This is a genomic window from Ruegeria aquimaris (genome assembly GCF_025751555.1).
Taxonomy (GTDB): Bacteria; Pseudomonadota; Alphaproteobacteria; order Rhodobacterales; family Rhodobacteraceae; genus Ruegeria_B; species Ruegeria_B aquimaris.
In genome coordinates, this window is record NZ_JAOWLB010000004.1 from 95,428 (window position 1) to 118,665 (window position 23,238).

Annotated in this window: 24 protein-coding genes; 11 read left to right on the forward strand and 13 right to left on the reverse strand. The window is 62.0% G+C overall.

Annotated features, from left to right (window positions below; all coding sequences use genetic code 11):
- Positions 1-38 precede the first annotated feature (38 nt).
- The gene (gene speB / locus OE747_RS07665; RefSeq protein ID WP_263828011.1) at positions 39-1,016 is read right to left on the reverse strand and encodes an agmatinase; all 978 of its coding nucleotides are present in this window, start codon (positions 1,014-1,016) and stop codon (positions 39-41) included.
- A 157-nt stretch (positions 1,017-1,173) separates the two neighbouring features.
- Here speB and OE747_RS07670 point away from each other — a divergent pair, with 157 nt between their 5' ends.
- Positions 1,174-3,027 carry an ABC transporter ATP-binding protein gene (locus OE747_RS07670; RefSeq protein WP_263828012.1) on the forward strand — a complete coding sequence of 618 codons (1,854 nt, stop codon included), beginning with the start codon at positions 1,174-1,176 and terminating at the stop codon, positions 3,025-3,027.
- 12 nt (positions 3,028-3,039) lie between these two features.
- On the opposite strand, the gene OE747_RS24660 is transcribed toward OE747_RS07670, so the two are convergent.
- A complete protein-coding gene (locus OE747_RS24660) occupies positions 3,040-3,243 on the reverse strand; it encodes an ArsR/SmtB family transcription factor (protein WP_404818302.1) in 204 nt (67 codons plus the stop codon).
- Between the two features lie 178 nt (positions 3,244-3,421).
- Here OE747_RS24660 and OE747_RS07680 point away from each other — a divergent pair, with 178 nt between their 5' ends.
- Positions 3,422-4,240, forward strand: coding sequence for an alpha/beta fold hydrolase (locus tag OE747_RS07680; protein ID WP_263828014.1), 819 nt, complete (start codon positions 3,422-3,424; stop codon positions 4,238-4,240).
- Between the two features lie 14 nt (positions 4,241-4,254).
- Here OE747_RS07680 and eda read toward each other — a convergent pair whose 3' ends face one another.
- From eda to OE747_RS07705, 5 genes are all read right to left on the reverse strand, one after another.
- On the reverse strand, positions 4,255-4,887 hold the full coding sequence (gene eda / locus OE747_RS07685; protein ID WP_263828015.1) for a bifunctional 4-hydroxy-2-oxoglutarate aldolase/2-dehydro-3-deoxy-phosphogluconate aldolase: 633 nt from the start codon (positions 4,885-4,887) through the stop codon (positions 4,255-4,257).
- A gap of 4 nt (positions 4,888-4,891) precedes the next feature.
- Positions 4,892-6,697: a phosphogluconate dehydratase gene (edd, locus tag OE747_RS07690; RefSeq protein ID WP_263828016.1), complete on the reverse strand. Its 1,806-nt coding sequence runs from the start codon at positions 6,695-6,697 to the stop codon at positions 4,892-4,894.
- Between the two features lie 2 nt (positions 6,698-6,699).
- Positions 6,700-8,151, reverse strand: coding sequence for a glucose-6-phosphate dehydrogenase (gene zwf, locus OE747_RS07695; RefSeq protein ID WP_263828017.1), 1,452 nt, complete (start codon positions 8,149-8,151; stop codon positions 6,700-6,702).
- A gap of 785 nt (positions 8,152-8,936) precedes the next feature.
- Complete coding sequence (gene ptsP / locus OE747_RS07700; RefSeq protein WP_263828018.1) at positions 8,937-11,180, reverse strand: phosphoenolpyruvate--protein phosphotransferase; 2,244 nt, start codon at positions 11,178-11,180, stop codon at positions 8,937-8,939.
- A gap of 47 nt (positions 11,181-11,227) precedes the next feature.
- Positions 11,228-12,466 (reverse strand): aspartate kinase, encoded by a 1,239-nt coding sequence (locus OE747_RS07705; protein WP_263828019.1) that lies wholly within the window; start codon positions 12,464-12,466, stop codon positions 11,228-11,230.
- Positions 12,467-12,648: 182 nt separating this feature from the next.
- Between OE747_RS07705 and OE747_RS07710 the strand changes: the two genes are divergently transcribed.
- Positions 12,649-13,002 carry a hypothetical protein gene (locus OE747_RS07710; RefSeq protein WP_263828020.1) on the forward strand — a complete coding sequence of 118 codons (354 nt, stop codon included), beginning with the start codon at positions 12,649-12,651 and terminating at the stop codon, positions 13,000-13,002.
- Here OE747_RS07710 and OE747_RS07715 read toward each other — a convergent pair.
- The 5 genes from OE747_RS07715 to OE747_RS07735 form a co-directional block, all read right to left on the reverse strand.
- Entirely contained in the window at positions 12,996-13,634 is a 639-nt protein-coding gene (locus OE747_RS07715; protein WP_263828021.1) for an SDR family NAD(P)-dependent oxidoreductase, read from the reverse strand. The genes OE747_RS07710 and OE747_RS07715 overlap by 7 nt on opposite strands.
- A gap of 1 nt (position 13,635) precedes the next feature.
- Complete coding sequence (locus tag OE747_RS07720; protein WP_263828022.1) at positions 13,636-14,073, reverse strand: DUF1178 family protein; 438 nt, start codon at positions 14,071-14,073, stop codon at positions 13,636-13,638.
- A gap of 78 nt (positions 14,074-14,151) precedes the next feature.
- The gene (locus tag OE747_RS07725; RefSeq protein WP_263828023.1) at positions 14,152-14,571 is read right to left on the reverse strand and encodes an NUDIX hydrolase; all 420 of its coding nucleotides are present in this window, start codon (positions 14,569-14,571) and stop codon (positions 14,152-14,154) included.
- 173 nt (positions 14,572-14,744) lie between these two features.
- Positions 14,745-15,503 (reverse strand): EcsC family protein, encoded by a 759-nt coding sequence (locus OE747_RS07730; protein ID WP_263828024.1) that lies wholly within the window; start codon positions 15,501-15,503, stop codon positions 14,745-14,747.
- Between the two features lie 56 nt (positions 15,504-15,559).
- Entirely contained in the window at positions 15,560-16,048 is a 489-nt protein-coding gene (locus OE747_RS07735; protein ID WP_263828025.1) for a GNAT family N-acetyltransferase, read from the reverse strand.
- Between the two features lie 82 nt (positions 16,049-16,130).
- Between OE747_RS07735 and OE747_RS07740 the strand changes: the two genes are divergently transcribed.
- Complete coding sequence (locus tag OE747_RS07740; RefSeq protein WP_263828026.1) at positions 16,131-16,736, forward strand: flavin reductase family protein; 606 nt, start codon at positions 16,131-16,133, stop codon at positions 16,734-16,736.
- A complete protein-coding gene (locus OE747_RS07745) occupies positions 16,736-17,374 on the forward strand; it encodes a CatB-related O-acetyltransferase (RefSeq protein ID WP_263828027.1) in 639 nt (212 codons plus the stop codon). Before OE747_RS07740 ends, OE747_RS07745 begins: the two co-directional genes overlap by 1 nt.
- 118 nt (positions 17,375-17,492) lie before the next feature.
- On the opposite strand, the gene OE747_RS07750 is transcribed toward OE747_RS07745, so the two are convergent.
- The gene (locus tag OE747_RS07750) at positions 17,493-19,127 is read right to left on the reverse strand and encodes a SulP family inorganic anion transporter (protein ID WP_263828028.1); all 1,635 of its coding nucleotides are present in this window, start codon (positions 19,125-19,127) and stop codon (positions 17,493-17,495) included.
- 161 nt (positions 19,128-19,288) lie between these two features.
- On the opposite strand from OE747_RS07750, the gene OE747_RS07755 reads away from it, so the two are divergent.
- The 6 genes from OE747_RS07755 (at position 19,289) to OE747_RS07780 (ending at position 23,218) form a co-directional block, all read left to right on the forward strand.
- A complete protein-coding gene (locus OE747_RS07755; protein WP_263828029.1) occupies positions 19,289-19,870 on the forward strand; it encodes a hypothetical protein in 582 nt (193 codons plus the stop codon).
- A 76-nt stretch (positions 19,871-19,946) separates the two neighbouring features.
- A complete protein-coding gene (locus tag OE747_RS07760; protein ID WP_263828030.1) occupies positions 19,947-20,819 on the forward strand; it encodes an S-methyl-5'-thioadenosine phosphorylase in 873 nt (290 codons plus the stop codon).
- Between the two features lie 68 nt (positions 20,820-20,887).
- Entirely contained in the window at positions 20,888-21,517 is a 630-nt protein-coding gene (locus OE747_RS07765) for a LysE family translocator (protein ID WP_263828031.1), read from the forward strand.
- Positions 21,518-21,525: 8 nt separating this feature from the next.
- Positions 21,526-21,912 carry a hypothetical protein gene (locus OE747_RS07770; RefSeq protein WP_263828032.1) on the forward strand — a complete coding sequence of 129 codons (387 nt, stop codon included), beginning with the start codon at positions 21,526-21,528 and terminating at the stop codon, positions 21,910-21,912.
- 115 nt (positions 21,913-22,027) lie between these two features.
- Complete coding sequence (locus tag OE747_RS07775) at positions 22,028-22,567, forward strand: adenine phosphoribosyltransferase (protein WP_263828033.1); 540 nt, start codon at positions 22,028-22,030, stop codon at positions 22,565-22,567.
- Positions 22,568-22,735: 168 nt separating this feature from the next.
- Positions 22,736-23,218, forward strand: coding sequence for a fasciclin domain-containing protein (locus OE747_RS07780; RefSeq protein ID WP_263828034.1), 483 nt, complete (start codon positions 22,736-22,738; stop codon positions 23,216-23,218).
- The last annotated feature ends 20 nt before the right edge of the window (positions 23,219-23,238 follow it).

Here is a 23,238-nt window from a genome sequence, read left to right on the forward strand (position 1 = left end):
TCTGTGTTGGGCACACCCTAGCCAGCGGTTGCGCGGCGTCAATCCACCCGGCGCGACGCGGCCAGCGCCGGGGCGATGACGCAGAGCATCTCGAACAGGATCGACGCCGCCAGAAAGGCGGTACCGCCGCTGCTGTCAAAGGGCGGCGACACCTCGACCAGATCGGCACCCGCGATGTTCACACCCGCCAGTTCCCGCACAACCTGCAAAGCCTGAAAGGCGTTTGGCCCGCCGACCTCTGGCGTGCCGGTCCCGGGGGCATAGGCCGGGTCGACGAAATCGATATCATAACTGACATAGGTCGGACCGATGCCGGCGATCCGCCGCGCCTCGGCCATCACATCCTTGAGACCACGGTCGAATAGCTCCTCGATGGTGACGATTCGTATGCCTAGCGCGGCGGCAAACTCTCTGTCTTCCGAATCGTAGGCGGTACCGCGAATGCCGATCTGGATCATCCGGGCCGGGTCCAGCAGCCCCTCTTCGACAGCGCGGCGGAAGGGGGTGCCATGGGTGTACATCGAGCCGCCGAAATAGGAATGAAAGAGGTCGGTATGGCTGTCGAAATGGATCAGTCCCAGGGGCGCATCAGCAGCCAATGCCCGCAGCACCGGCAGGGTGCACAGGTGGTCACCGCCGACACAGACAGGCAGGATACCGGCCTTGTGCACGTGCGTCACCGCCTTGGTAATCCGGTCCATCGCATCCGACAGGTCGGCCGGATTGGGCGGCACGTCGCCCAAATCAGCACAATTCACCGCCTCGAACGGGCGCACCCCGCTGACCCCGTGTTGCGCGCGGATCATGGTGGACATGTCACGCACCTGCCGTGGTCCGTGGCGCGGGCCGGGGCGGTTGGTGGTTCCGGCATCCCAGGGCAGGCCGATCAAGCCGATGTCGACCTGTGGCAGGCGCGGGTCATCCAGGCCAATCATCGGCAAGCGCATGAAGCTGGCGATGCCCGCGAACCGGGGCAGATCGAACCCCGAAACCGGTTGAAACCCTGTGTCCGCCATCCTGAATCCTTTCCCGGATCAACATCTTTGGACAACACCCTGCCCGGATGCGCCGCCGGGTCAAGCGGCGCAATGCTTGCGCCACGGCGGTCTCCTGCTTAAATGGGCCGACCATGACACGCGATCTGTCCCCCCTCCCCCGACCAAAGGCCCGACCATGAGCGCAAAACCGATGTCCTCGCGCGAGCTGGTGGGCTGGCTGTGGCGAAACTACCTCAAGAGCCGGATGGGCCTGCTCGGCATCGCGCTGCTGTTCATGCTGCTCGAAGGTTCGATGGTGGGCGCGATCAGCTACATGATGCAGCCGATGTTCGACGAGATCTTTGTCAACGGCAACGCGGATGCACTGGTCTGGGTCAGCCTCGCCTTTCTGGTGATCTTTTCGGTGCGCGGCATGGCCAGCGTCGGGCAAAAGGTGCTGCTGGCGCGGATATCGCAGGAAACCGCCGCGCATCTGCGGATGGACTTGCTCCGGCGACTGATCCGGCAGGACACCGCCTTTCACCAGACCCATCCGCCCGGGTTCCTGATCCAGCGGGTGCAGGTGGATGTGGGATCGGTCAACCAGGTCTGGCAGGTGATCATCACCGGCGCGGGCAAGGATCTGGTGTCGCTCGTTGTGCTGTTGGGTGTAGCGGTGAACGTCGATCTGGTCTGGACATTGGTGATGCTGGTGGGCGTGCCGATCGCCTTCATGCCCATTGCGGCGGCACAACGCTATGTTCGCAAAAAGGCCGCAATGGCCCGTGATCAGGGCGCGACGCTCGCCACCCGGCTGGACGAGATTTTTCACGGCATCGTACCGATCAAGCTGAACGGGCTGGAGGATTACCAGATCGGCCGTTTCGGCGGACACATGAACACATATGTCCGGTCCGAAGTGCGCGCCTCGTTCGGCACCGCCTCGATCACCGGGCTGGTGGATGTGATGGCGGGTTTGGGCTTCATGGGCGTCCTGCTCTATGGCGGGGCCGAGATTATCGCGGGTGAAAAGAGCGTTGGCCAGTTCATGAGCTTTTTCACCGCCATCGGCCTCAGCTTTGACCCGATGCGGCGGCTGGCCTCGATCTCGGGCACCTGGCAGGCGGCGGCAGCGGCGCTGGAGCGGATCAAGGACCTGCTCGACGCGCCGATCCTGCTGTTATCGCCGCCCAAGCCGGTTGCGGCCCCTTCGGGCCTGCCAGGGATCGCGCTCAAGGATGTTTCGCTCTCTTATGGCGACGCGCAGGTTCTGCGCAAGCTGACCCTTACGGCCGAGCCGGGCAAGACCACCGCTTTGGTCGGCGCCTCGGGCGCGGGCAAGTCCACCATTTTCAACCTGCTGACGCGCCTGGTGGATCCGCAATCGGGCGTGGTCACGGTAGGAGACGTGCCGGTCGGTGAGATGTCACTGGAGAAATTGCGCGACCTCTTCTCTGTGGTCACGCAAGAGGCACTGCTGTTTGACGAGACCCTGCGGGAAAACATCCTGCTGGGTCGCACCGATGTCAGCGAGGCGCGGCTGAAACAGGTGCTGGATGCCGCCCATGTGTCGGATTTCCTGCCCAAGCTGGAAAAGGGGCTGGATACGCTGGTCGGCCCACGTGGGTCCGCCCTGTCGGGTGGTCAGCGGCAACGGGTAGTAATTGCCCGCGCGCTGCTGCGCGATACGCCCGTTTTGCTGTTGGACGAGGCGACCTCGGCGCTTGATGCGCAATCGGAAAAAGTCGTTCAAGCGGCGCTGGACCAACTGTCGGGCGGGCGCACGACGCTGGTCATTGCGCACCGCCTGTCCACGATCCGCAACGCCGACAAGATCGTGGTGATGGAACGCGGCGAAGTCGTGGACCAAGGCAGCCATGAGGAGCTTCTGTCTCGCGGTGGCATCTATGCCGACCTCTACCGTCTGCAATTCGAAGGCGGCAAGGAGTTGGTGGATCCGGTAGGCGCAGCCGCCCAGCGCACGCATGCCAGCGACATGGACACCTCGGGCGGTTGGTACAAACGGCTGATGTCGCGGGTGTTCGGCTGATCTCCTGCCCGCTTACCGCCCCTGTTTCACCTCCGGTCTCTGGGCCAGTTCGGCGCCGAGCCAGTTCAGATACTCCCCGATCGCGGCTTCGTCGCGCTTGCAGTAGGACCACTTCAGATGCCTCTGCACCGTTATGAACCCTGCCTGTTTCAAAATCTCCAGATGCCTGCTGGCCGTGGGTTGCGCGACACCAAGCGCCTTTGCGATCAGCGTCATGCAAACCCCGAACTCTGCCGGGTCCGCCGACAACTGTTCCCCAAAATGTCGCTGCGGTTCCGCCAGTAGCCGTAGCACCCTCAGTCGAGGCGCGCTTGCCATAGCCTTGATTTGATTTGGCCTGTTCATGTTTGCCCATCATATAGTTATTTAGCTAAATGTAAATGTGAGTCGCGCCATGTTGGACCTGTTGCATTCCTCGATCATCGAAGGCACCATCGTCCGCTGGGGAAAAACCGGTACCGGCCCCGCTCTGGTGGCCATCCACGGGACACCGTTTTCTTCGCAGGTCTGGCGCAAGATCGTGCCGTATCTCGCGGACCGCAGAACGGTCTATTTTTTCGATCTTGCCGGATACGGCCAATCCGAAATGCGCGATGGTCAAGATGTATCGCTTGCGGTTCAGAACAGAATTCTGGCCGCGTTGTTCCGGGAATGGGGTCTGGAGCGCCCCGATGTTCTGGCCCATGATTTTGGTGGCGCAACCTCCTTACGCGCTTACTTTCTCGACGGCCTTCGTTACGACTCCTTGACGATCTTCGATGCCGTTGCGCTGGCCACCTGGGGTTCGCCGTTTGTCCAGCATGTCCGCCAGCACGAGGCCGCGTTTTCCGGGATGCCGGATTACATGCACATGGCGTTGCTGCGCGCGTATTTGCAGACCGCCGCGCACCGCCCGCTTTCCGAGGAGGCGATGCAGATCTACACGGGTCCCTGGACAGGTCCTGTCGGGCAAGCGGCTTTCTATCGTCAGATCGCGCAGATGGATCAGACACATACCGACGAGGTTCAGCGCCTGTATTGCCGGATGGATTGTCCGGTCACGGTGCTTTGGGGAGAGCGGGACGCCTGGATCCCCCATGACAAAGGCAGAGAGCTGGCAGCGTTGATTTCAGCGCGCGCCTGCACCCTGGTTCCAAACGCGGGCCATCTGATGCAAGAGGATTGCCCCGAAGCAATTGTTGCCACCGTACTGAAACAAATCTCCGAAACGTAAGGGCTCTGCCTCCCCTATCCCCGTCGCAGTCGCGAGGCGGCGCGGGCGAGTGCCTCGATCCCAGCCCAGTCGCCCGAATGCACCATGTCGCGCGGCGCGACCCAACTGCCGCCTGCGCAGACCACGTTGGGCAGGCTCAGATAGGCTTCCGCGTTGTCGGGTGACACACCACCGGTCGGGCAAAAAGAGATCTGCGGCAGAGGGGCGCCAATGGCCTTGAGCGCGGGCGCGCCGCCCGATGCCTCGGCCGGGAAGAACTTGAGCATGTCATAGCCCATCTCCAACAGACGCATCGCCTCGCTGGCGGTGGCGGCGCCGGGCAGGAGCGGCAGACCCTCCGCCTCGCACGCGGCGATCAACCGGTCAGTTGCCCCCGGCGACACGCCGAACCGGGCACCGGCGGCCTTGGCGGCGCGGACGTCTTCGGGTGTGACCAGAGTGCCAGCGCCGACCACGCCGCCCGGCACTTCGGCCATGCGCCGGATCGCGTCGAGCGCGGCGGGTGTGCGCAGAGTCACTTCGAGCGCGGGCAGCCCGCCCGCGACAAGCGCCTCGGCCAGTGGCCGCGCCTGCGCCGCGTCCTCGATCACCAGAACGGGCACGATCGGGGCCAGTTCGCAGATAGCCCGCGTTTCGATGGATTTCATCGCCCTACCCTCCAAAGATGCTGGCGCCGGTGTCAGCGGATCCGACAGCCGCGCGGAAAGCCGAGAACAGCTCGCGCCCGGTGCCGAATTGATTGCCCGACAGGTCTGCCAAGACGGGCGCGCGATTCAGCGCGCTTTCTGTCAGGATGTCGAGAACGCCTGCCACGGCATCGACCCGCACGATATCGCCATCCCGCAATTGCGCAATCGGGCCACCGTCCAGCGCCTCGGGCACGACATGGATGGCGGACGGAACCTTGCCCGAGGCACCAGACATTCGGCCATCGGTGACAAGGGCCACCTTTTGCCCGCGCCCTTGCAGGATCGACAGGATCGGGGTCAGCGAATGCAGTTCGGGCATGCCGTTTGCCTTTGGTCCCTGAAACCGGACCACCACAACCATGTCACCGGTGAGTTCCCCGGCCTTGAAGGCGGATTTGACCTCTTCCTGATCGTGGAAAACCCGCGCGGGCGCCTCGACGACCCGGTGTTCCGGGGCGACAGCCGAAACCTTCATCACCGCCGTCCCAAGTGAGCCTGTCAGTCGCGACAGGCCGCCGGTCTGCTGGAACGGGTCCGAGGCAGGGCGCAGGATCTTTTCGTTGAGACTGTGGCCCGGGCCCACCTGCCATGTCAGCCCGGCATCGGTCAGCTTTGGCTCCTGCGTATAGCGCTCCAGCCCCTGCCCTGCGACCGTCTGCGTGTCGGGGTGCAGCAGGCCCGCCTCCAGCAGGGTATGGATGGTGTATCCCAGACCGCCTGCGGCATGGAAATGATTCACATCCGCCAGACCGTTGGGATAGACCCGCGCGACCAGCGGCACGACCGATGAAATCTCGGCAAAGTCGGCCCAGTCCAGCAGGATGCCCCCTGCCCGCGCCATCGCAACAAGATGGATGAGCAGATTGGTCGATCCGCCCGTCGCCATCAGCCCGACGATACCGTTGACATAGGCACGCTCGTCCAGGATCTGCGCGACCGGGGTATAGCTGTCGCCCAAAGCGCTGAGCGCAAGCGCGCGGCGCGCGGCCTCCTCGGTGAGGGCATCGCGCAGACTGGTATTCGGCGGCACAAAGCTGGCCCCCGGCAGGTGCAGCCCCATGAACTCCATCAGCATCTGATTAGTGTTGGCGGTACCGTAGAATGTGCAGGTTCCCGGCCCATGATAGGCCGCCATCTCAGCCGCCATCAGTTCGGCCCGGTCGCACTCGCCCGCCGCGAATTGCTGGCGCACCTTGGCCTTTTCATCGTTGGGCATGCCGCTGGTCATTGGCCCGGCTGGAATAAAGACGGCAGGCAGGTGCCCGAAGGTCTGCGCCGCGATCACCAGGCCCGGCACGATCTTGTCACACACGCCCAGAAACACCGCCGCATCGAAAGTGTTGTGGCTGAGCGCCACACCGGCAGCCAAAGCGATCACGTCGCGGGAGAACAGCGACAGTTCCATTCCCGGCGCGCCCTGGGTCACGCCATCGCACATGGCCGGCACGCCGCCCGCCACCTGCGCCGTTCCGCCCGCTGCCCGGGCCGTGCGGCGGATCAGGTCCGGATAACGCTCGAACGGCTGATGTGCCGACAGCATGTCGTTGTAACTGGTGACGATCCCGAGGTTGCCAGCGCTGCCACTGGCCAGTTTCTGCTGATCCTCTCCGGCCCCGGCATAGGCATGCGCCTGACCCGAGCAGCTCAGATGCGCGCGCGCGGGCCCATTGGCCCGCGCCACATCCATCCGGTCAAGATAGGCGGAGCGCGGGGCGGAACTGCGTTCCGCGATCCTGTCGGTGACGCGTTTGATGACCGATTGAACCATGCTCAACCTCCTATCTGGCGCCACCGGCGCCCGTCGCGATGCATCAGCATGAGCGCCTCCTCGGGGCCGGAACTGCCCTGATCATAGGGGAAGGGTTTGTCTCTGGTCCGCTCCCACCCTTCGATAATGGGATCGGCCCACGCCCAGGCCGCCTCAACCTCGTCGCCGCGCATGAACAGCGTCTGGTCGCCCCGGATCACATCCATCACCAGCCGCTCATAAGCGTCCTGGGGCCGGGAATCGGCGCCCAGCGCCTCGGCAAAGCTCATATCAAGCGGCACCTCGGCCAGACGAAAGCCACCCGGACCCGGGTCCTTGATCGTGGTCCGCAGGGTGATCCCTTCGTCGGGTTGCAGCCGAATGATCAGCTTATTGCCTTGAACCGGTTCCACATTGGGGAAGATCGTGTGCGGCGGGTCACGGAACTGCACCATGATCTCGGAGACCCGCGCGCGCAGCCGCTTGCCGGTTCTGAGGTAAAAGGGAACCCCGGCCCAGCGCCAGTTGGCGATCCGGACCTTCATGGCGATAAAGCTTTCCGTGCGGCTTTGCGGGTCGCCGACATGATCAAGGTATCCGTCTTCGCCCTCATCTGCACGGTATTGCCCGCGCGCGATGTCGGATGGCGCGACGGGGTCGAGCGCTTCGATCACCTTGACCTTTTCATCGCGCACCGCGTTGGGCGTGAACTTCGAGGGCGGCTCCATCGCGGTCAGGCAGAGAAGCTGCACCAGATGGTTCTGCACCATGTCCCGCATGGCGCCTGAATGGTCATAATACGCTTCCCGCCCCTCGATCCCAAGGCTTTCGGCGACGGTAATCTGGACATGGTCAATATGGGTGGCGTTCCAAAGGGGTTCGAACAGCGAGTTGGCAAACCTGAGCGCCATCAGGTTCTGCACCGTCTCCTTGCCCAGATAATGGTCAATGCGGTAAATCTGATGCTCTCGAAAGAACTTTCGCAGACTGGCGTTCAGTTCGCGCGCGGTTTCGAGGTTCCGGCCAAACGGCTTTTCCACCACGATACGCGCATCAGGCATCGCCATCCCGTGTTTTTCCAGTTGTCCGGCAATACCGGCAAAAAGCGACGGGGCGACCGACAGGTAATAGGCGCGCACGACATCCGGTCTGAGTTGGCCCTTTAGCGCGCTCCACCCCGCATCCGACATCGCATCGACCGATACGTAATCGAGACAACCAAGGAACCGCCCCAGAACCTCGGCCCGGTCGGATGTCTCGGGCGTGAATTCCTCGATGGCGGCCCTGACATCGGCCTTGAACTCGTCCGGGGTCATCTCGGAACGAGCGCTACCAATGATCCGCGCGTCTTGCGGGACCTGGCCTACTTCGTAGCGGTGAAACAGTCCTGGCAGAATCTTCCTGCGGGCCAGATCTCCGGTGGCGCCAAAGAGGACAAGATCGAATGGTTCGACGGGGATTACGCGGGATACCATCTTTTCATCCTTTGCTTGTACCTGGACAGATCACACCAAAGTCACGTCGCATCCAGCAGATGTTAGCGATAACAATGACGCGTCCTCTTTACCCGATAGCCAAAGAATATCAAGTCATCGGGAAAACAACACAACGCTCTCGCGCCCTTGAGACCGACCTACCCCTCGAAAACGCGAGTATCGCGACCAGAGACGTGTCCCAGGACCGCTGTCCTTTGCGCCGTAACGATTATTCTTTTAAATCAGAAGGCTACGCTTTCGTGTCAGCGAACTGAAACTTCAATCCCGACGCGCATGAGAAAGGTCAATGATTGCGAATCACATGGGTCTCAACCGCAAAAGTGAAGCCTATCCCATTGTAAGAAAATGCAGAATCATAGAACTTTGACACTTGGTTGTCGCTGCGCGAGACTGGGCCCATTTATTGCCGTCGGAACAAGGTAGACAAGCACATTGATACGGTGAACTTATCCAGTGTTCACCTGTGGAGAAAATGTGGATACTTCTGTTTGCACATCAGAAAACGATAATAATTTATCTTCTTTCGTCATTTGTCCTACAAATTCGTCAAATATTGACAATATATTTCTTCGTCGGCGTAGAGGGAGTTATCCACATTCGTGGTGTGTCACAAGGTTAGTGGGACAGATCAATTTGCAACATGAGATGAGAGTCCGCCATCAATATGCTGAAATAAAAAGATAAAATTTGAGTGGGTTGTAAGGCCTCGTCAACTGGGAAAAACCCACGCTTGATCACTTTACATCGAGAAGGTTTGGGTTCGATCAGCCCTGCTGACGGAACCACTCCGTTACCGCAGGGCGCACCGACTGGACACCCTCGTGACGTCCTTCGGTAATGATCTGGCGGAGTTGCTCCAAATTCGTTCTCAATAACAAGCTCTTGACCGGCCCAATTGAAGCAGGGCGCATCGACAGGGTACGGATTCCCATCGCCGCCAAACAGACCGCCTCGATCGGGCGACCCGCGTCTTCGCCACAAAAGCTGAGCTGCGTCCCGGACTGTTCGCACCGTTCAACTATGTTTTCGATGAAAGTCAGGAAACTACAGTTCAACGTATCATAGCGGCGACGCACACGCTCGTTTTCGCGGTCCGCGGCAAAGAAGAACTGCTTGAGATCGTTGCCCCCGATGGACAGAAAGCCAACCTCGTCAAAGAATTTTTGCGGAGCAAAGGCCAGCGAAGGGGTCTCGAGCATCGCACCGATTTCCAACGATTCCGGCAACTTGTGACCCAGAATTCGCTCTCGCTCGACGGTCTTGTCCACCTCGGCGCGGGCAGCACGATACTCTTCAGCCTGCGCGACAAACGGGAACATGATCGTCAACGGACGGCCAGCTGCGGCACGGATCAGGGCCTGCAACTGCATTCTCATGACACCCGGTTTGTCCAGACCAACCCGGATCGCGCGCCAGCCCAGCGCGGGGTTCGGCTCGTCGGTGGGTTTCATGTAGGGAAGCACCTTGTCCGACCCGATATCGAGCGTGCGGAACACCACGCGCTTGCCCTTGGCCGCATCCAAAACCCGGGAATACAGCGCCACCAATTCCGAGCGTTTCGGCATCTTGTTGCGCACCAGGAACTGCAACTCGGTACGGAACAGCCCCACCCCCTCGGCACCCGAGCTTTCGAGCGACGGTAGATCGGCCATCAGGCCCGCATTCATGACCAGATTGACACGGTGCCCGTCCAGCGTGACGGCAGGGGTTTCCCGAATCGACACATAGCGCGCCTGTGCATCGGCCTGCATCGCGATCTTGTCGCGAAAGGCGGTGACAACGCTGTCTTCGGGCCGCAGGTGCACGATGCCCTGATCGCCATCGACCATGATATGATCGCCGTTCAGGGCCTCGGTGGTTATGCGTTCCGCGTGCACGACCAACGGGATTGCCAAGGCACGGGCGACAATCGCAGCATGGCTGCCAACCGAGCCCTCTTCGAGCACGATCCCCTTGAGCGAGCGGCCATACTCCAGTAGGTCGCCCGGACCGATATTGCGTGCAACCAGGATCGGATCGGCGGGAAGATCGGCACCTGTCTGTTTGCCCTGGCCGGTCAGGATGCGCAGCAAACGGTTCGACAGATCGTCAAGATCCGCCAGCCGTTCGCGAAGGTAGGCATCCTGCACCTGCTCCATTCGCGCGCGCGCCTGCGACTGTTCCTTTTCCACCGCTGCCTCTGCGCTCAGACCGCGGGCGATGTCCTCTTCCATCCGCCGCATCCAGCCTTTGGAATTGGCAAACATGCGATATGCTTCAAGGACTTGCAGCTGCTCCTTATCGCCATGCTGCGACATTTCCAGCATCCGGTCGACGCCGACCCGCAACTCTTCGATCGCCTCGTTCAGCCGCTCCAACTCGCGATGCGGATCGTCGGCAATCGGGTTGGTGATAACCACGCGGGGTTCATGCAGCCAGACATGACCTTCGGCGGCGCCTTCTTGGCCGGTCCCGCCACGGAACATCGCGGATTTCTGGTGGAGCGGCGACAGAGCGGCGCCTTCTCCCACAAAAGCACCCAGTTCGGCCATTTCGGCCAGAACCATCGCGACCACTTCCAAGGCATAGACCTCGTCGGCGGAAAATTCCCTCGCAACGCGGGATTGTACGACCAGCACCCCCAGCTTTTCGCCAAGCCGCTGAACCGGGATGCCCAGAAATGAGGAAAAACGCTCTTCCCCGGTTTCCGGCATGTAGCGGAAACCTTTGGCCGAAGGTGCATCAGGCGTGTTGACCACCTTGCCGGACTTTGCGACGCGACCGACCAGACCTTCGCCCAGGCGCATGCGGGTCTGGTGCACAGATTCAGGCTTCAGCCCTTCGGTGGCACATAACTCCAGCGTTTCGGCATCACGGAACAGGTAGATCGAGCAGACCTCGGTTCCCATGCTGTCGGCGATCAGATGCGTAATGCGGTCCAGACGGGCCTGTCCGGCCTCGTCGGTCGCCATCGCCTCTCGCAGCCGCCCCAGCAGCTTGCGGGATTCGCTTTCGGTTCCGTCCGCCATGGGCCCTCTTGCCGTTACAGGGTCAGGCGCGCCCGGCTTGGATTGGATCAGGCCGCCTTGTCCAGTTCAAACGCATCATGCAGCGCCTGAACGGCAAGTTCCATGTATTTCCGGTCGATCAGAACGGAAATCTTGATCTCGGAAGTTGTGATGACCTTGATGTTGATCCCCTCATCCGAGAGGATCTTGAACATCTTGGCCGCAACGCCCGACTGGCTGCGCATGCCGATACCGACAACCGAGACCTTGCACACGTCATAGTCGACTATCAGCGACTCGAATTCGAGATGACCGGCATCGCGCACGGCATTCATCGCCTTTTCGGCGCGCGCCACCTGATCGGTCGGGCAAGAGAAGGTCATGTCGGTAATGCCCTCCTCGGACACGTTCTGCACGATCATGTCCACGTTCACCCCGCCATCGCTGAGCGCGGTAAAGATGGTGGCGGCGACACCCGGGCGGTCCTGAACCGAAACAACGGTCATCTTGGCCTCGTCGCGGGAATAGGCCACACCGGAAACGACATTGGATTCCATGATTTCCTCCTCATCGACGACCAGCGTTCCCGCCTCGTCCGTTTGTTCCTCAAAGCTGGAGAGGACACGCAGTTTCACCTTGTAGCGCATGGCCAGTTCGACCGAACGGGTTTGCAGCACCTTGGCCCCCAGCGAGGCCAGTTCGAGCATTTCCTCGAACGAGATCTTTTCAAGCTTGCGCGCCTTGGAACAGATGCGCGGGTCGGTGGTATAGACGCCATCCACGTCGGTATAGATGTCGCACCGTTCGGCCCCAAAGGCCGCAGCAAAGGCCACCGCCGTTGTGTCCGAGCCACCCCGGCCCAGCGTTGTGATCCGGCCCTCGGGGCTGACACCCTGGAACCCGGCGACCACCGCGACCTTCATGCCTTCGGCGAACTTCTGGTTGATATTGTGCGGCGGGATATCCTCGATCCGGGCCTGACTGTGGGCGCTGTTGGTGAGCAGCGGCACCTGCCAGCCCTGCCAACTACGGGCGGGGATATCCATTTCTTGCAGGGTCAGGGCCATCAGCCCCGCGGTCACGTTCTCGCCCGAAGACACGACGGCGTCGTATTCACGCGCGTCAAACAGGGGCGAGGTCTCATTGACCCAGCCCACCAACTCATTGGTCTTGCCCGCCATGGCCGAAACGATGACGATCACGTCATAGCCCTTGGCGACTTCGACGCCGACGCGTTTGGCCGCGCGGCGGATACGATCGAGATTGGCAACCGATGTGCCGCCGAATTTCATCACGAGCGTTGGCATGGGGGCAAAGTCTCCGCGCCTTGGAAATGGTCCCGAGCCTCTTATGCGAGGGGGGGTGCAAGAGCAAGGGGACATTCAGCACGCACCGATGTGACGCAGGGCCTCACCCAACCGGGTGGGGTTTACAGAATGTGGTCCAAATGCCAGCGTTGGATGACTGAACTCCAAATCAAGGATTACCCATGCGCGCCCCCCTTCTCGCCGCTGTCCTCTGTGTTTCTCCGCTGGCTGTGTTTGCCGCCACCGTCTCTGGAACCGACGGGCAGAACGCTTTGGGAACCGTGCCTTGCGCAACGGCCGGTCTGGTGCTGTCCGACTGTCCGGCGGAACTGCGCCGCAAGGAGGACGGTACCGCAACGCTGGCTGTCATCCTGCCGGGTGGCGAAGTGCGCAACATCTATTTCGAAGGTGGCAAGCCGGTGTCGAGCAGTTCACCCTCATCCATCAGTTCGGAAACTATCGGCGGTACAATGCGGATCTTCATCGAGCCCGGCGAAGTCTTTGAATTGCCGGTTGCAGCAGTCGCATCTCAGTAAGGATGCGCCCGCCCGTCCCAGGTTTCGAAACATCCGCTGGTATCCGTGGAAAGCGCAGCAAACCGCGCAACCAGCCCGTCGGCGGCCGCCTCCGCCGTGATATCGGCGGCCCCGCCGCCCATATCCGTCTGCACCCAACCTGGGTGATAGACGCCGACGGCAATCCCGTCGCCCGCAAGATCCGCAGCCAGATTACGGCCCAGATTCAGCGCCGCCGCCTTGGAGGCGCGATAGATATAGCTGCCGCCAGGCGCCCGTGTGTGGGATGCCATCTGTGACGAGATGATCGCGATCTTGCCCTGCGAGGCGCGCAGATTCGGCAGCAGCGCCTGAATCGTCAGGAACACGCCGGTGACATTCGCCGCAAACGTATCGGCCCACATCTGGGCCGGATATCCTTCGATTGTCTGCCCTTTGTCCAGATAGACACCGGCATTGCAGATCAGCAAATCCACATCCTGCCCGGCCAGTGCGGCGGCCATACTCCGTTGCTGCGCCGGGTCAGTCACATCGAGTGAGATCTCGCAACTTCCATCTCGCGCAGTGCCGGTTACCCGGTGGTCTTGTGCGCGATAACGCTGAGCCAGGGACTTTCCTATTCCCCGGTTCGCTCCGGTGACAACAACGTGCACGTCAGTTGGCCTTTCGGTTGGGCAGGAATGGCAATGGGGACACCGGAATACCGTCCTCGAGCAAGGCCTTGGCATCTTCGACCCGGGCCTCCCCATAGATGGAGCGCTCAGGCGTTTCGCCCAGATGCATCTTGCGTGCTTCGGCAGCAAAATCTTTGCCGACATAGTCGGAGTTCTGTTCGATTTTCTTACGGAACTCCGCCAGCGCCTGTTCCGCCGAACTGGCCGGAGTGCTGAGCGGGCGTTCCTTTTCCAGCGATCCGGCGGCGGAGCGCGCCGGACGGACCCGGGGCGTCATCATCGCTTTTTCAACCTGATTGCCGCCACAAATCGCACAACACACCAAACCGGATGCGGCCAGCTTGTCGAACGCTGTCGCCGATTGGAACCAGCTTTCAAAGCTGTGGCCTTCGCTACATTTCAGAGAATATTGAATCATCAAGACATTCCCGTGCGGTCTGACAAGTAAATATCCACCATGCCCTTAAGATCAAGTGACCCTTGTGCCGCGATGCATTCAATTCCGCATCTGACGCAAATGATCGAGATCAACCAGGGAAAGCAAACGCGCCAGGTCCGGCTCACCGGCAACCTTGGCCGCCTTGGCGACCGAGAACCATTTGCGGCGCCTTTCACCGCGTTCGGGATACCTGTCGGCCAGTTCGCTGACATGGATCGGATAGACCTGCACCATACAGGGCACCGGCCCTCGTTTCCCAAGGATCTTTGAATAGAAAAAGAGTCCTACACTGCTGGCATGAACGGTCCCGATGACACCAGCCTCTTCCCAAGCCTCGCGCGCAGCGGCACCGGCACCATCGCGCCCCTTCATCGGCCAGCCCTTAGGGAGTATCCAGCGCCCTGTGCGGCGCGTCGTTACCATCAGCACCCGAAGTGTCTCGCCCTTGAACCGATAGCACAAAGCGCCATACTGCATTTGCGGCCTTGCAAGACCAAGTTCGACGGGAAACTCTGGCTGAAGCTGTGAATTCATTGACCCACCGATTGAGCACACTTGCCACTGCCCCCGAAACTACGGCTTCGGGGTAAAGCAGTCCTTATCTCATGGCCACACCCCGGTACATATGCGAATTCGGCCGGCTCGCCCGTTCAGCGCGCTCTTAGCGCCATTCGGTTGCTTAGGCGGGCGACCAGATCGCCATGCGGGATGTCCGCATCGATTGCCAGCTTGCGCAATCCGAAATGCACATGCGCGATCTGCTGGTAGTACCGGGTATAGACATAGTTGACCGATGCACCGGCCATAGCGCCAAGAATCGGCACGGATTGAACCGCCAGTTTCTGGCCCATCGCCGCCGCCAGCCGGGGCGCAACCGCGGAAATCATCTTTTGCATCGCATTGCCGGTCAAGGTCAGTCTGAGCGAGACAAAGCCCAGGTCGGCCCCATCGTCCACCGCAAGCGGACCCGCAGCCGAGAACACCCGGATACAGTCGAACTGTACATTTTCCGAAGCCGGGTCAAAACCGTACTCGGCCGCTACGTCCTGTATCGCCCGCAACAGCACCGTGGTCGTAACCGGCAGTTCCACCAGAGCGGTAGATAGGCCGCCAAGCCCTCCAGCCGCACCCATGGCCGTTGTCCAGACCATGTTACCCCGTTCCGTCTGTTTCGGCACCGCGCGCCGCGACCCTTGCGCCGCTCGCATCGCCAGAGAAAGGGCGCGTTCGGTCGCCTCGGTCAGGCCGCCCCGCACCTGCTGCGGCAGTTTGTCCAAAAGCGACTCGGCCTTGCCCCCGACCGCGTTCAGCACCTGAATACCGATGCCCCCGGCCGCCCGGTACCGCTGTGCAAGCGCATCCAGTTCCGCCTCGACGTCAACCGGCGCGACAATCACGATATCCTGCATGGACTCACCTCCCGATCCTCTTCAACATCGGGTGTGTTCAACCGGATTTCAACGGATCACCTTGTCCAGCGGGTAACGTGGCCGGTGACGCCCTTCCAGGCATCCGGCGTCAGTTCCAGCCCCAGAACCCGATCCGGGTTCGTGGGCGGCGGCATGATCACGCCATCAAGCCGGGAGAAGCCGAACCGGCTGTAATAAGGGAAATCGCCTACCAGCATCACCCGATCCCAACCGCTGTTGCGCCCGGCCTCAAGGCCTTCCTGGATCAGGAATCCGCCCAGCCCCTCACCCTGATGGGTCGGGTGCACGGCAACCGGCCCCAGCAAGAGTGCGTCCTCGGCCCCGACATGGACCGGCCAGAACCGGATCGCACCCGCCATGGTGCCATCACTGTCCCGCGCCACCATCGACAGGCCCGTGACAGGCGGGACGTCATCACGCAATCGGTAAGATGACAGCGCAGTGCGGCCCGGAGCAAAACACAGGTCATAGAGCGCCTCGACTTCCCACCAATCGTCCGGTGTTTCCGGTTTGACTTCGATCACCTTCCGCCCTGCCTCTCCTCTTGGGTGGAAATCGCCCTATCACTTCGTTACCCCTAGGGCAAACGCTTGGAGACGACCGCACATGTTCTACAGACCCGAAGACGGGCACGGCCTGCCGCATAATCCGTTCAACGCGATCATCACGCCGCGCCCCATCGGCTGGATATCCACCCGCGCCGCGGACGGCACCAACAATCTCGCGCCCTACAGCTTCTTCAATGGCGCCGCCTATGTCCCGCCACAGGTGATGTTCTCGACCACGGGCAGCAAGCCCGACCAGGACAACACAAAGGACACGGTCGCAAATATCGAGGCAACCGGTGTCTTCTGTGTGAACATCGTCGAATACGCGATGCGCGATGCGATGAACGCGACCTCTCAGACGCTCCCGCGTGAGGTGGATGAATTCGCCCATGCCGGGCTGACCCCAATCGAATGCGAAACCATTGCCTGCGCCCGCGTCGCAGGTGCCCCCGCCGCGCTGGAATGCAAGCTGACCCAGATCGTCACCCTGCCCGGCATGTCAAACCGGGTGGTCTTTGGTGAGGTGACGGGCATCCACATGCGCGACGACTGCCTGAAGGATGGGATTTTCGACGTCACGACCTACCAGCCGCTGGCCCGGCTTGGCTATCGCGACTATACCGTGGTGCGCGATCTCTTCACGCTCGCCCGGCCTGACGACTGATGCCACTGCCCGAGGCCAGCCGCCGCTACCCGATCACCCTTCCGGACGGAACGGAACATACCGGCACGGTCTTTCTTAACCAGGTGATCGACCATCCCCGGCTCCAAGTCGGCGACTACAGCTATGCTTCGGACTTCGACCCTCCTACGGATTGGGCGACCCGGCTGGCGCCCTATCTGTTCCCGAATTCCCGCGAAACGCTGACACTTGGGCGGTTCTGCCAGATCGCCCACGGGGTGCGTTTCATTACCGCCTCGGCCAATCACGCGATGGACGGAATCACCTGCTTTCCCTTCCCGGTTTTCGATCCGGCGCAAATGACCTCCTACCAACCCGACTGCCGCGATACCGTGGTGGGCCACGATGTCTGGATCGGCTATGGCGCGATGATCCTGCCCGGCGCCCGGATCGGAGACGGCGCCCTCATCGGCGCCGGAGCGGTGGTACGCGGCACGGTGCCGCCCTATGCGGTTGTTACCGGTAATCCCGCGCGGGTGATCCGCTACCGGTTTGACCCGGACACCATTGCTGCGCTTCTTGACCTGCGCTGGTGGGACTGGACACCCGACCTCATCAGCCGGGCCGAACCGGCACTCCTGACGGGCGATCTCGCTGCGCTTACCGCTCTCGCCCTCTGATCCCACTTTCCTCTTGCCTGAAATATCCCGGAGCGCGAGGCAGCGCCTCGCATCCCGCGCCAAAAGGCGCGGCAAGAAAAGAGCGCGCGCCGTTAGGCGCGCTCCGCTTGGTAAAAGTTCAATGCGCGCCCAGGATGCCGGTCCGCACCGAGTAATCCACCGCCAGCCCGTAATCGGGGTCATCGTCGCTGTCGACCATCAGATGCCCGGCCTTGGTCAGCAGCTGGTGGCAGTCGCGGCTCAGATGCCGCAGCATCACCTGCTTGCCCGCCGCCTCGTATTTCAGCGCCACCGCCTCGATCGCCTGCAAAGCCGACTGATCGACAACCCGGCTCTCCTTGAAATCGACGATCACGGTTGCGGGGTCCTGTTCGACCTCAAAAAGCTCCACGAACCCATCGGTCGAACCAAAGAAAAGAGGCCCCTGAATCTCATAGACCTTGGCGCCCTTCGCCGTGTGCGACTCGCGCGTCACCGCATGGATGCGCTTGGCATTGTTCCAGGCATAGGCCAGCGCCGAGACGATCACCCCAACCACCACGGCAACGGCCAGATCCTCCATCACCGTGACTACGGTGACCAGCACGGTGACGAAGGCATCGGTCAGCGGGACCTTGCGCAGGATCATCAGCGAGTTCCATGCAAAGGTGCCTATCACCACCATGAACATCACACCCACCAGCGCGGCCAGCGGAATCTGCTCGATCAGCGGTGCGCCCACCAGGATGAACACCAGCAGGAACAGCGCCGCCGCGATACCGGCCACACGGGTCCGCCCGCCGGATTTCACGTTGATCATCGACTGGCCGATCATCGCGCAGCCGCCCATGCCGCCAAAGAAGCCGGTCACCACATTGGCCGCACCCTGGGCAATGCATTCCTGGCTGGCGCCACCGCGCTTACCGGTGATGTCGCCCACCAGGTTCAGGGTCAGCAGCGACTCGATCAGTCCGATCGCCGCGAGGATCACCGCATAAGGCAGGATGATCTCCAGCGTTTCCCAGTTCAGCGGCACCATCGGGATATGAAACTGCGGCAAGCCGCCCTCGATCGAGGCCATATCGCCCACGCGCGGCACATCTAGCCCGGCGCCGATCACCAAAGCGGCGACCACGGCGATGCCCGCGAGCGGCGCAGGGATCACCCGCGTCACACGCGGCATGATCCAGATCACCACCATGGTCAGCGCCACCAGCGCCAGCATCAGGATCAGCGGGCCACCTGACAGCCATTCGCCGCCGCCCATCCCGTGGCCGGTATTTTCCATGCTGCCCGGCACCTTGAACTGGCCCATCTGCGCCAGAAAGATCACGATGGCCAGCCCGTTGACAAAGCCCAGCATGACCGGATGCGGCACCAGCCGGATGAACTTGCCCCATTGCATGACCCCGGCGACCAGCTGCAACAGCCCCATCAGCACCACGGTCGCAAACAGGTACTCGACCCCGTGCTGCGCCACCAGCGCCACCATCACCACCGCCAAGGCCCCTGTCGCGCCCGAGATCATGCCCGGCCGCCCACCAATCAGCGCGGTGATCAGCCCGACCAGAAAGGCCGCGTAAAGCCCCACCAGCGGGTGCACCCCGGCGACAAAGGCAAAGGCCACCGCCTCGGGCACCAGCGCCAGCGCCACGGTCAGCCCCGACAACAGCTCGATCCTGAGCCGCGAGGCAGTCAGCGGCTCGTCCGGCATCCAGCGCAGGTCGGGAATGGCGAGACGATTGGCAACACTTGCCAGGAAGGCACGGGGCATGGGGCAGATCCAGATGGGGAAGTTCGCGTTCCGGGCTTTCTAACGAATCGCCACCCATACGGCCATGGCGCAGCACGGGTAACAGCTATGCGTTGCGCGCATGACTTTCGCTCGCGGTAAGGTGACTTGCACGCGGCCCGTCCGCTGCTCACCTGTCTGGCATGCGTTCCCTGATCCCCTTGCTGCTATTCGCCCTGATCGCCCTGCCCGCCCATGCCCAGGACATGCAGGGCAACGATACCGCCGGAAACTGGCGGGTCACCCATCACCGGCTGATCGGCATCTGGGATTCCATGTGCGACGAGCGCGTCGAGCAAGGGCAATTGGTACAGCGCTGCTATCTGCGGCATGTGGACGTGTTCTCGCCGCAACCACGGTTTGCCGCGCAATACCTCTTTGTCACCCCCGACGGCACAGGCTTCGCTGTCGAAATCGGGATCGAGCCGGGCACGCTCTTTGCGCCCGGCGGCATCCGGATCGAGAGGGCTGGAGAACGTCTCTGGCACAGCAACTGGCCCGGTTGTCTGGCCGGGCTCGGCTGCACCTTCTCCGAGGGCCGAGCCGAGACCCTGATCGCGGCGATGCGGCAAGGCGGAAGCTTTCGCTTCACGTTCCGAGACCGCCACGGAAAGGCACAGGATCGCACCTGGCCGCTGGGCCAGTTCGAGGCGGCCTGGCAGGATTTTCTCGATCAATCCCGCCAGCGCGGCCTGACCGGCGCAGACGCCCGTCAGGGCGGATAAGCCCCACCCTTGAAAAGCGCGCCGGAATCCGCACAACTCGGACGCGAAACGCCCGCAACAGGAAAAGGCCACCGATATGCGCAACACCAAGATCGCCGTGATCGGCGGCTCAGGCATCTATGACATCGACGGGCTGGACGCGGCGGAATGGGTCAGCGTCGACACCCCATGGGGGGCGCCCTCGGACCAGATCCTGACCGGGCGGCTTGGTGGCGTCGACATGGCCTTTCTGCCCCGCCACGGGCGCGGCCACGTACATTCCCCGACCGAGGTCCCCTATCGCGCCAATATCGACGCGCTGAAACGGCTGGGTGTCACCGACGTGATCTCGGTTTCCGCCTGCGGATCGTTCCGCGAGGCGGTGGCGCCGGGGCATTTCGTGATCGTCGACCAGTTCATCGACCGGACCTTTGCCCGCGAGAAGAGCTTCTTTGGCACCGGCTGCGTCGCCCATGTCAGCGTCGCCCATCCCACCTGCCCGCGCCTGTCGGACGCCTGCGAATCCTCTGCCCGCGCCGCTGGCATCACCGTGCATCGCGGTGGCACCTATCTGGCAATGGAGGGGCCACAATTCTCGACGCTAGCGGAATCGAAGATGTACCGCGAACACTGGGGCGCCGATGTGATCGGCATGACCAACATGCCCGAGGCGAAACTCGCCCGCGAGGCCGAGCTTTGTTATGCCTCCGTCGCGATGGTCACCGATTACGACAGCTGGCACCCCGATCATGGCGAGGTGGACGTGAGCCAGATCATCGCCACGCTGATGGGCAATGCCGACAAAGGCCGCGCCATGGTCAAGGGCCTGCCCGCCCTCCTGGGTGCCGCGCGCACACCCTGCCCGCATGGCTGCGACCGGGCGCTGGAGCATGCCATCCTGACCGCACCCGAGGCGCGCGACCCGGCGCTGCTCGCCCGGCTTGACGCGGTTGCCGGTCGGGTGTTGTAGGCAAACAGGCGCTTGACCGCGACCGGGAAAGCAGGCTGACTGCGATCTGTTCAGTTTGGAGAACAGTCATGCCCCTTGATCTCTGGCTTGCCTTTGTTGCCGCTTCGACTGCCCTTCTGCTGATCCCCGGCCCCACAGTGCTGCTGGTCTTGAGCTATGCCCTGTCCAAGGGGCGTGGTGTGGCCGTTGCCTCGGCCACGGGAGTGGCTCTGGGAGATCTCATCGCGATGAGCGCCTCTCTCGCAGGGCTTGGCGCATTGGTGCTGGCCTCGGCCACGCTGTTTGCGGTGCTCAAATGGGTCGGCGCCGCCTATCTTCTGTGGCTGGGCTATCGCCTGTTCCGCAGCGCGGGCAGCGCGGGACTGGCGCAGATGCGCGTCTCGCCGGATGTGAGCGAACGGTCGGTCTTTGCCCATGCCGCCGCTGTCACAGCGCTGAATCCGAAATCCATCGCCTTCTTCATCGCCTTCGTGCCGCAGTTCCTGCGCCCCGAGGTGCCACTGATGCCGCAGTTCGCCGTGCTGATCGTAACCTTTGTCGGGCTAGCCGCATTGAACGCCCTTGCCTATGCGCTGCTGGCCGACCGGCTGCGCCGCTGGGTTGACCGGCCTTCGGTGATTGTGGGGCTGACCCGAACCGGAGGCGTGACCCTGATGGGCATGGGGCTTGCCACCGCATTGCTGCGGCGCCCCGCCTAGCTGTCCTGATGCGCCTTCATGAATTCGCGGATGAAGCGGCGAATCTCGCGCGCGGCACTGGTATCGAGCGCCTTGCAGGTTTCGACAAAGGCGTCCCGCTCTTTCTTATCCAGCCGCAGAACAAGCTGCGCATCCTTGGTAGAAGCGTTTTTTCCGTCTTTCTTGCCCACGAATCCATCCGCGCGGTTGAAGATTTGGCATATGCATTGTATATACAATGCATAGAATATGTCGGTGCGCCGCACCGTAACAAAAAGACCGAGGCAATTGCAATGAACCTGCATACCGCACAATCGCTACTGATCCAGGACCGGCGGGACTGGGTGAAACCACATCTCTCCTGGCTTCCCGCGACGCTCTACCGCTCTTTCGCCAGCCTCAAGACCCGGCGCTGACCTCATCAGGCCCACCTCTGTTGGCGCGTCTGTTGGCGCGGCACCGTCCTCCCTCTTGCACCAGCGCGTTTCATGCGCCAAACCGCTGGAAACGCAGATCTTACAGGGGGACCTCATGTCCAGAACGAAATCGGTTCAGGATTACATCCGCACCATCGTCGATTTCCCGCATGAGGGAATCCTGTTTCGGGATGTCACCACTCTGTTTGCTGATCCGCGCGGGTTTCGCATGGCGATCGACCAGATGCTGCACCCCTACGCGGGCGAGCGGATCGACAAGGTCGTCGGATTGGAGGCGCGCGGCTTCATCCTCGGTGGGGCCATTGCCCACCAGCTGAGCGTCGGTTTCGTGCCGATCCGCAAGAAAGGCAAACTGCCCGGCACCACGATCAGCCAAGACTACAAGCTGGAATATGGCGAAGCGATTGTCGAGATCCACGATGACGCGATCCAGCCGGGCGAAAAGATCCTGCTGGTCGACGATCTGCTGGCAACCGGTGGAACGGCGGCCGCAGGCATCAAACTGATCGAGCGGCTCGGGGGCGAGATCGTCTCTTGCGCCTTTGTCATCGATCTGCCGGAGCTTGGTGGCCGAAAGGTTCTGGAAAAAATGGGAATGGACGTGCACGCCCTGTGCGAATTCGAAGGGCTGTGATCACGTTGTTTCACTAAATTTTGATTGGCTGAACCAAAAACCTGCGGCTTAGGCCGCGTTCTTCTGCCGTCAAGTGAGCGGGCCGCCAATTTGCGGACATCCGGTACCCTGAATTTTGCGTAATCGACTTCGATGCCAACACCGGCAGCAAACCGAAGGAGATACCGAATGTTTCGAAAGTCAGCCCTTGCTACCGTCGCCGCTGCTCTGTTTGCCACCTCGGCCGGCGCGGGTGGCAACGCCAAGGATATCGTCGATACCGCCGTGGGCGCGGGCTCGTTCTCGACACTCGTGGCCGCTGTTCAGGCGGCAGGGCTTGTCGATACCCTGAAAGGGGATGGCCCCTTCACCGTTTTTGCCCCGACGGATGAAGCCTTTGCCGCGCTGCCTGCGGGCACGGTCGAGAACCTGCTGAAACCGGAAAACAAGGACCAGCTGATTGCCGTGCTCACTTATCACGTGGTTCCCGGCAAGGTGATGTCGACGGATCTGAGCGACGACATGACCGCGACGACCGTGCAGGGCGGCGCCGTGACCATCGATCTGGATAACGGCGTGATGGTAAACGATGCGACCGTATCGGCAGCGGATATCGAAGCCAGCAATGGCGTTATTCACGTCATCGACAAGGTTATCCTGCCGAAGGGATAAGCCGCAGATGCGGGGCCGGA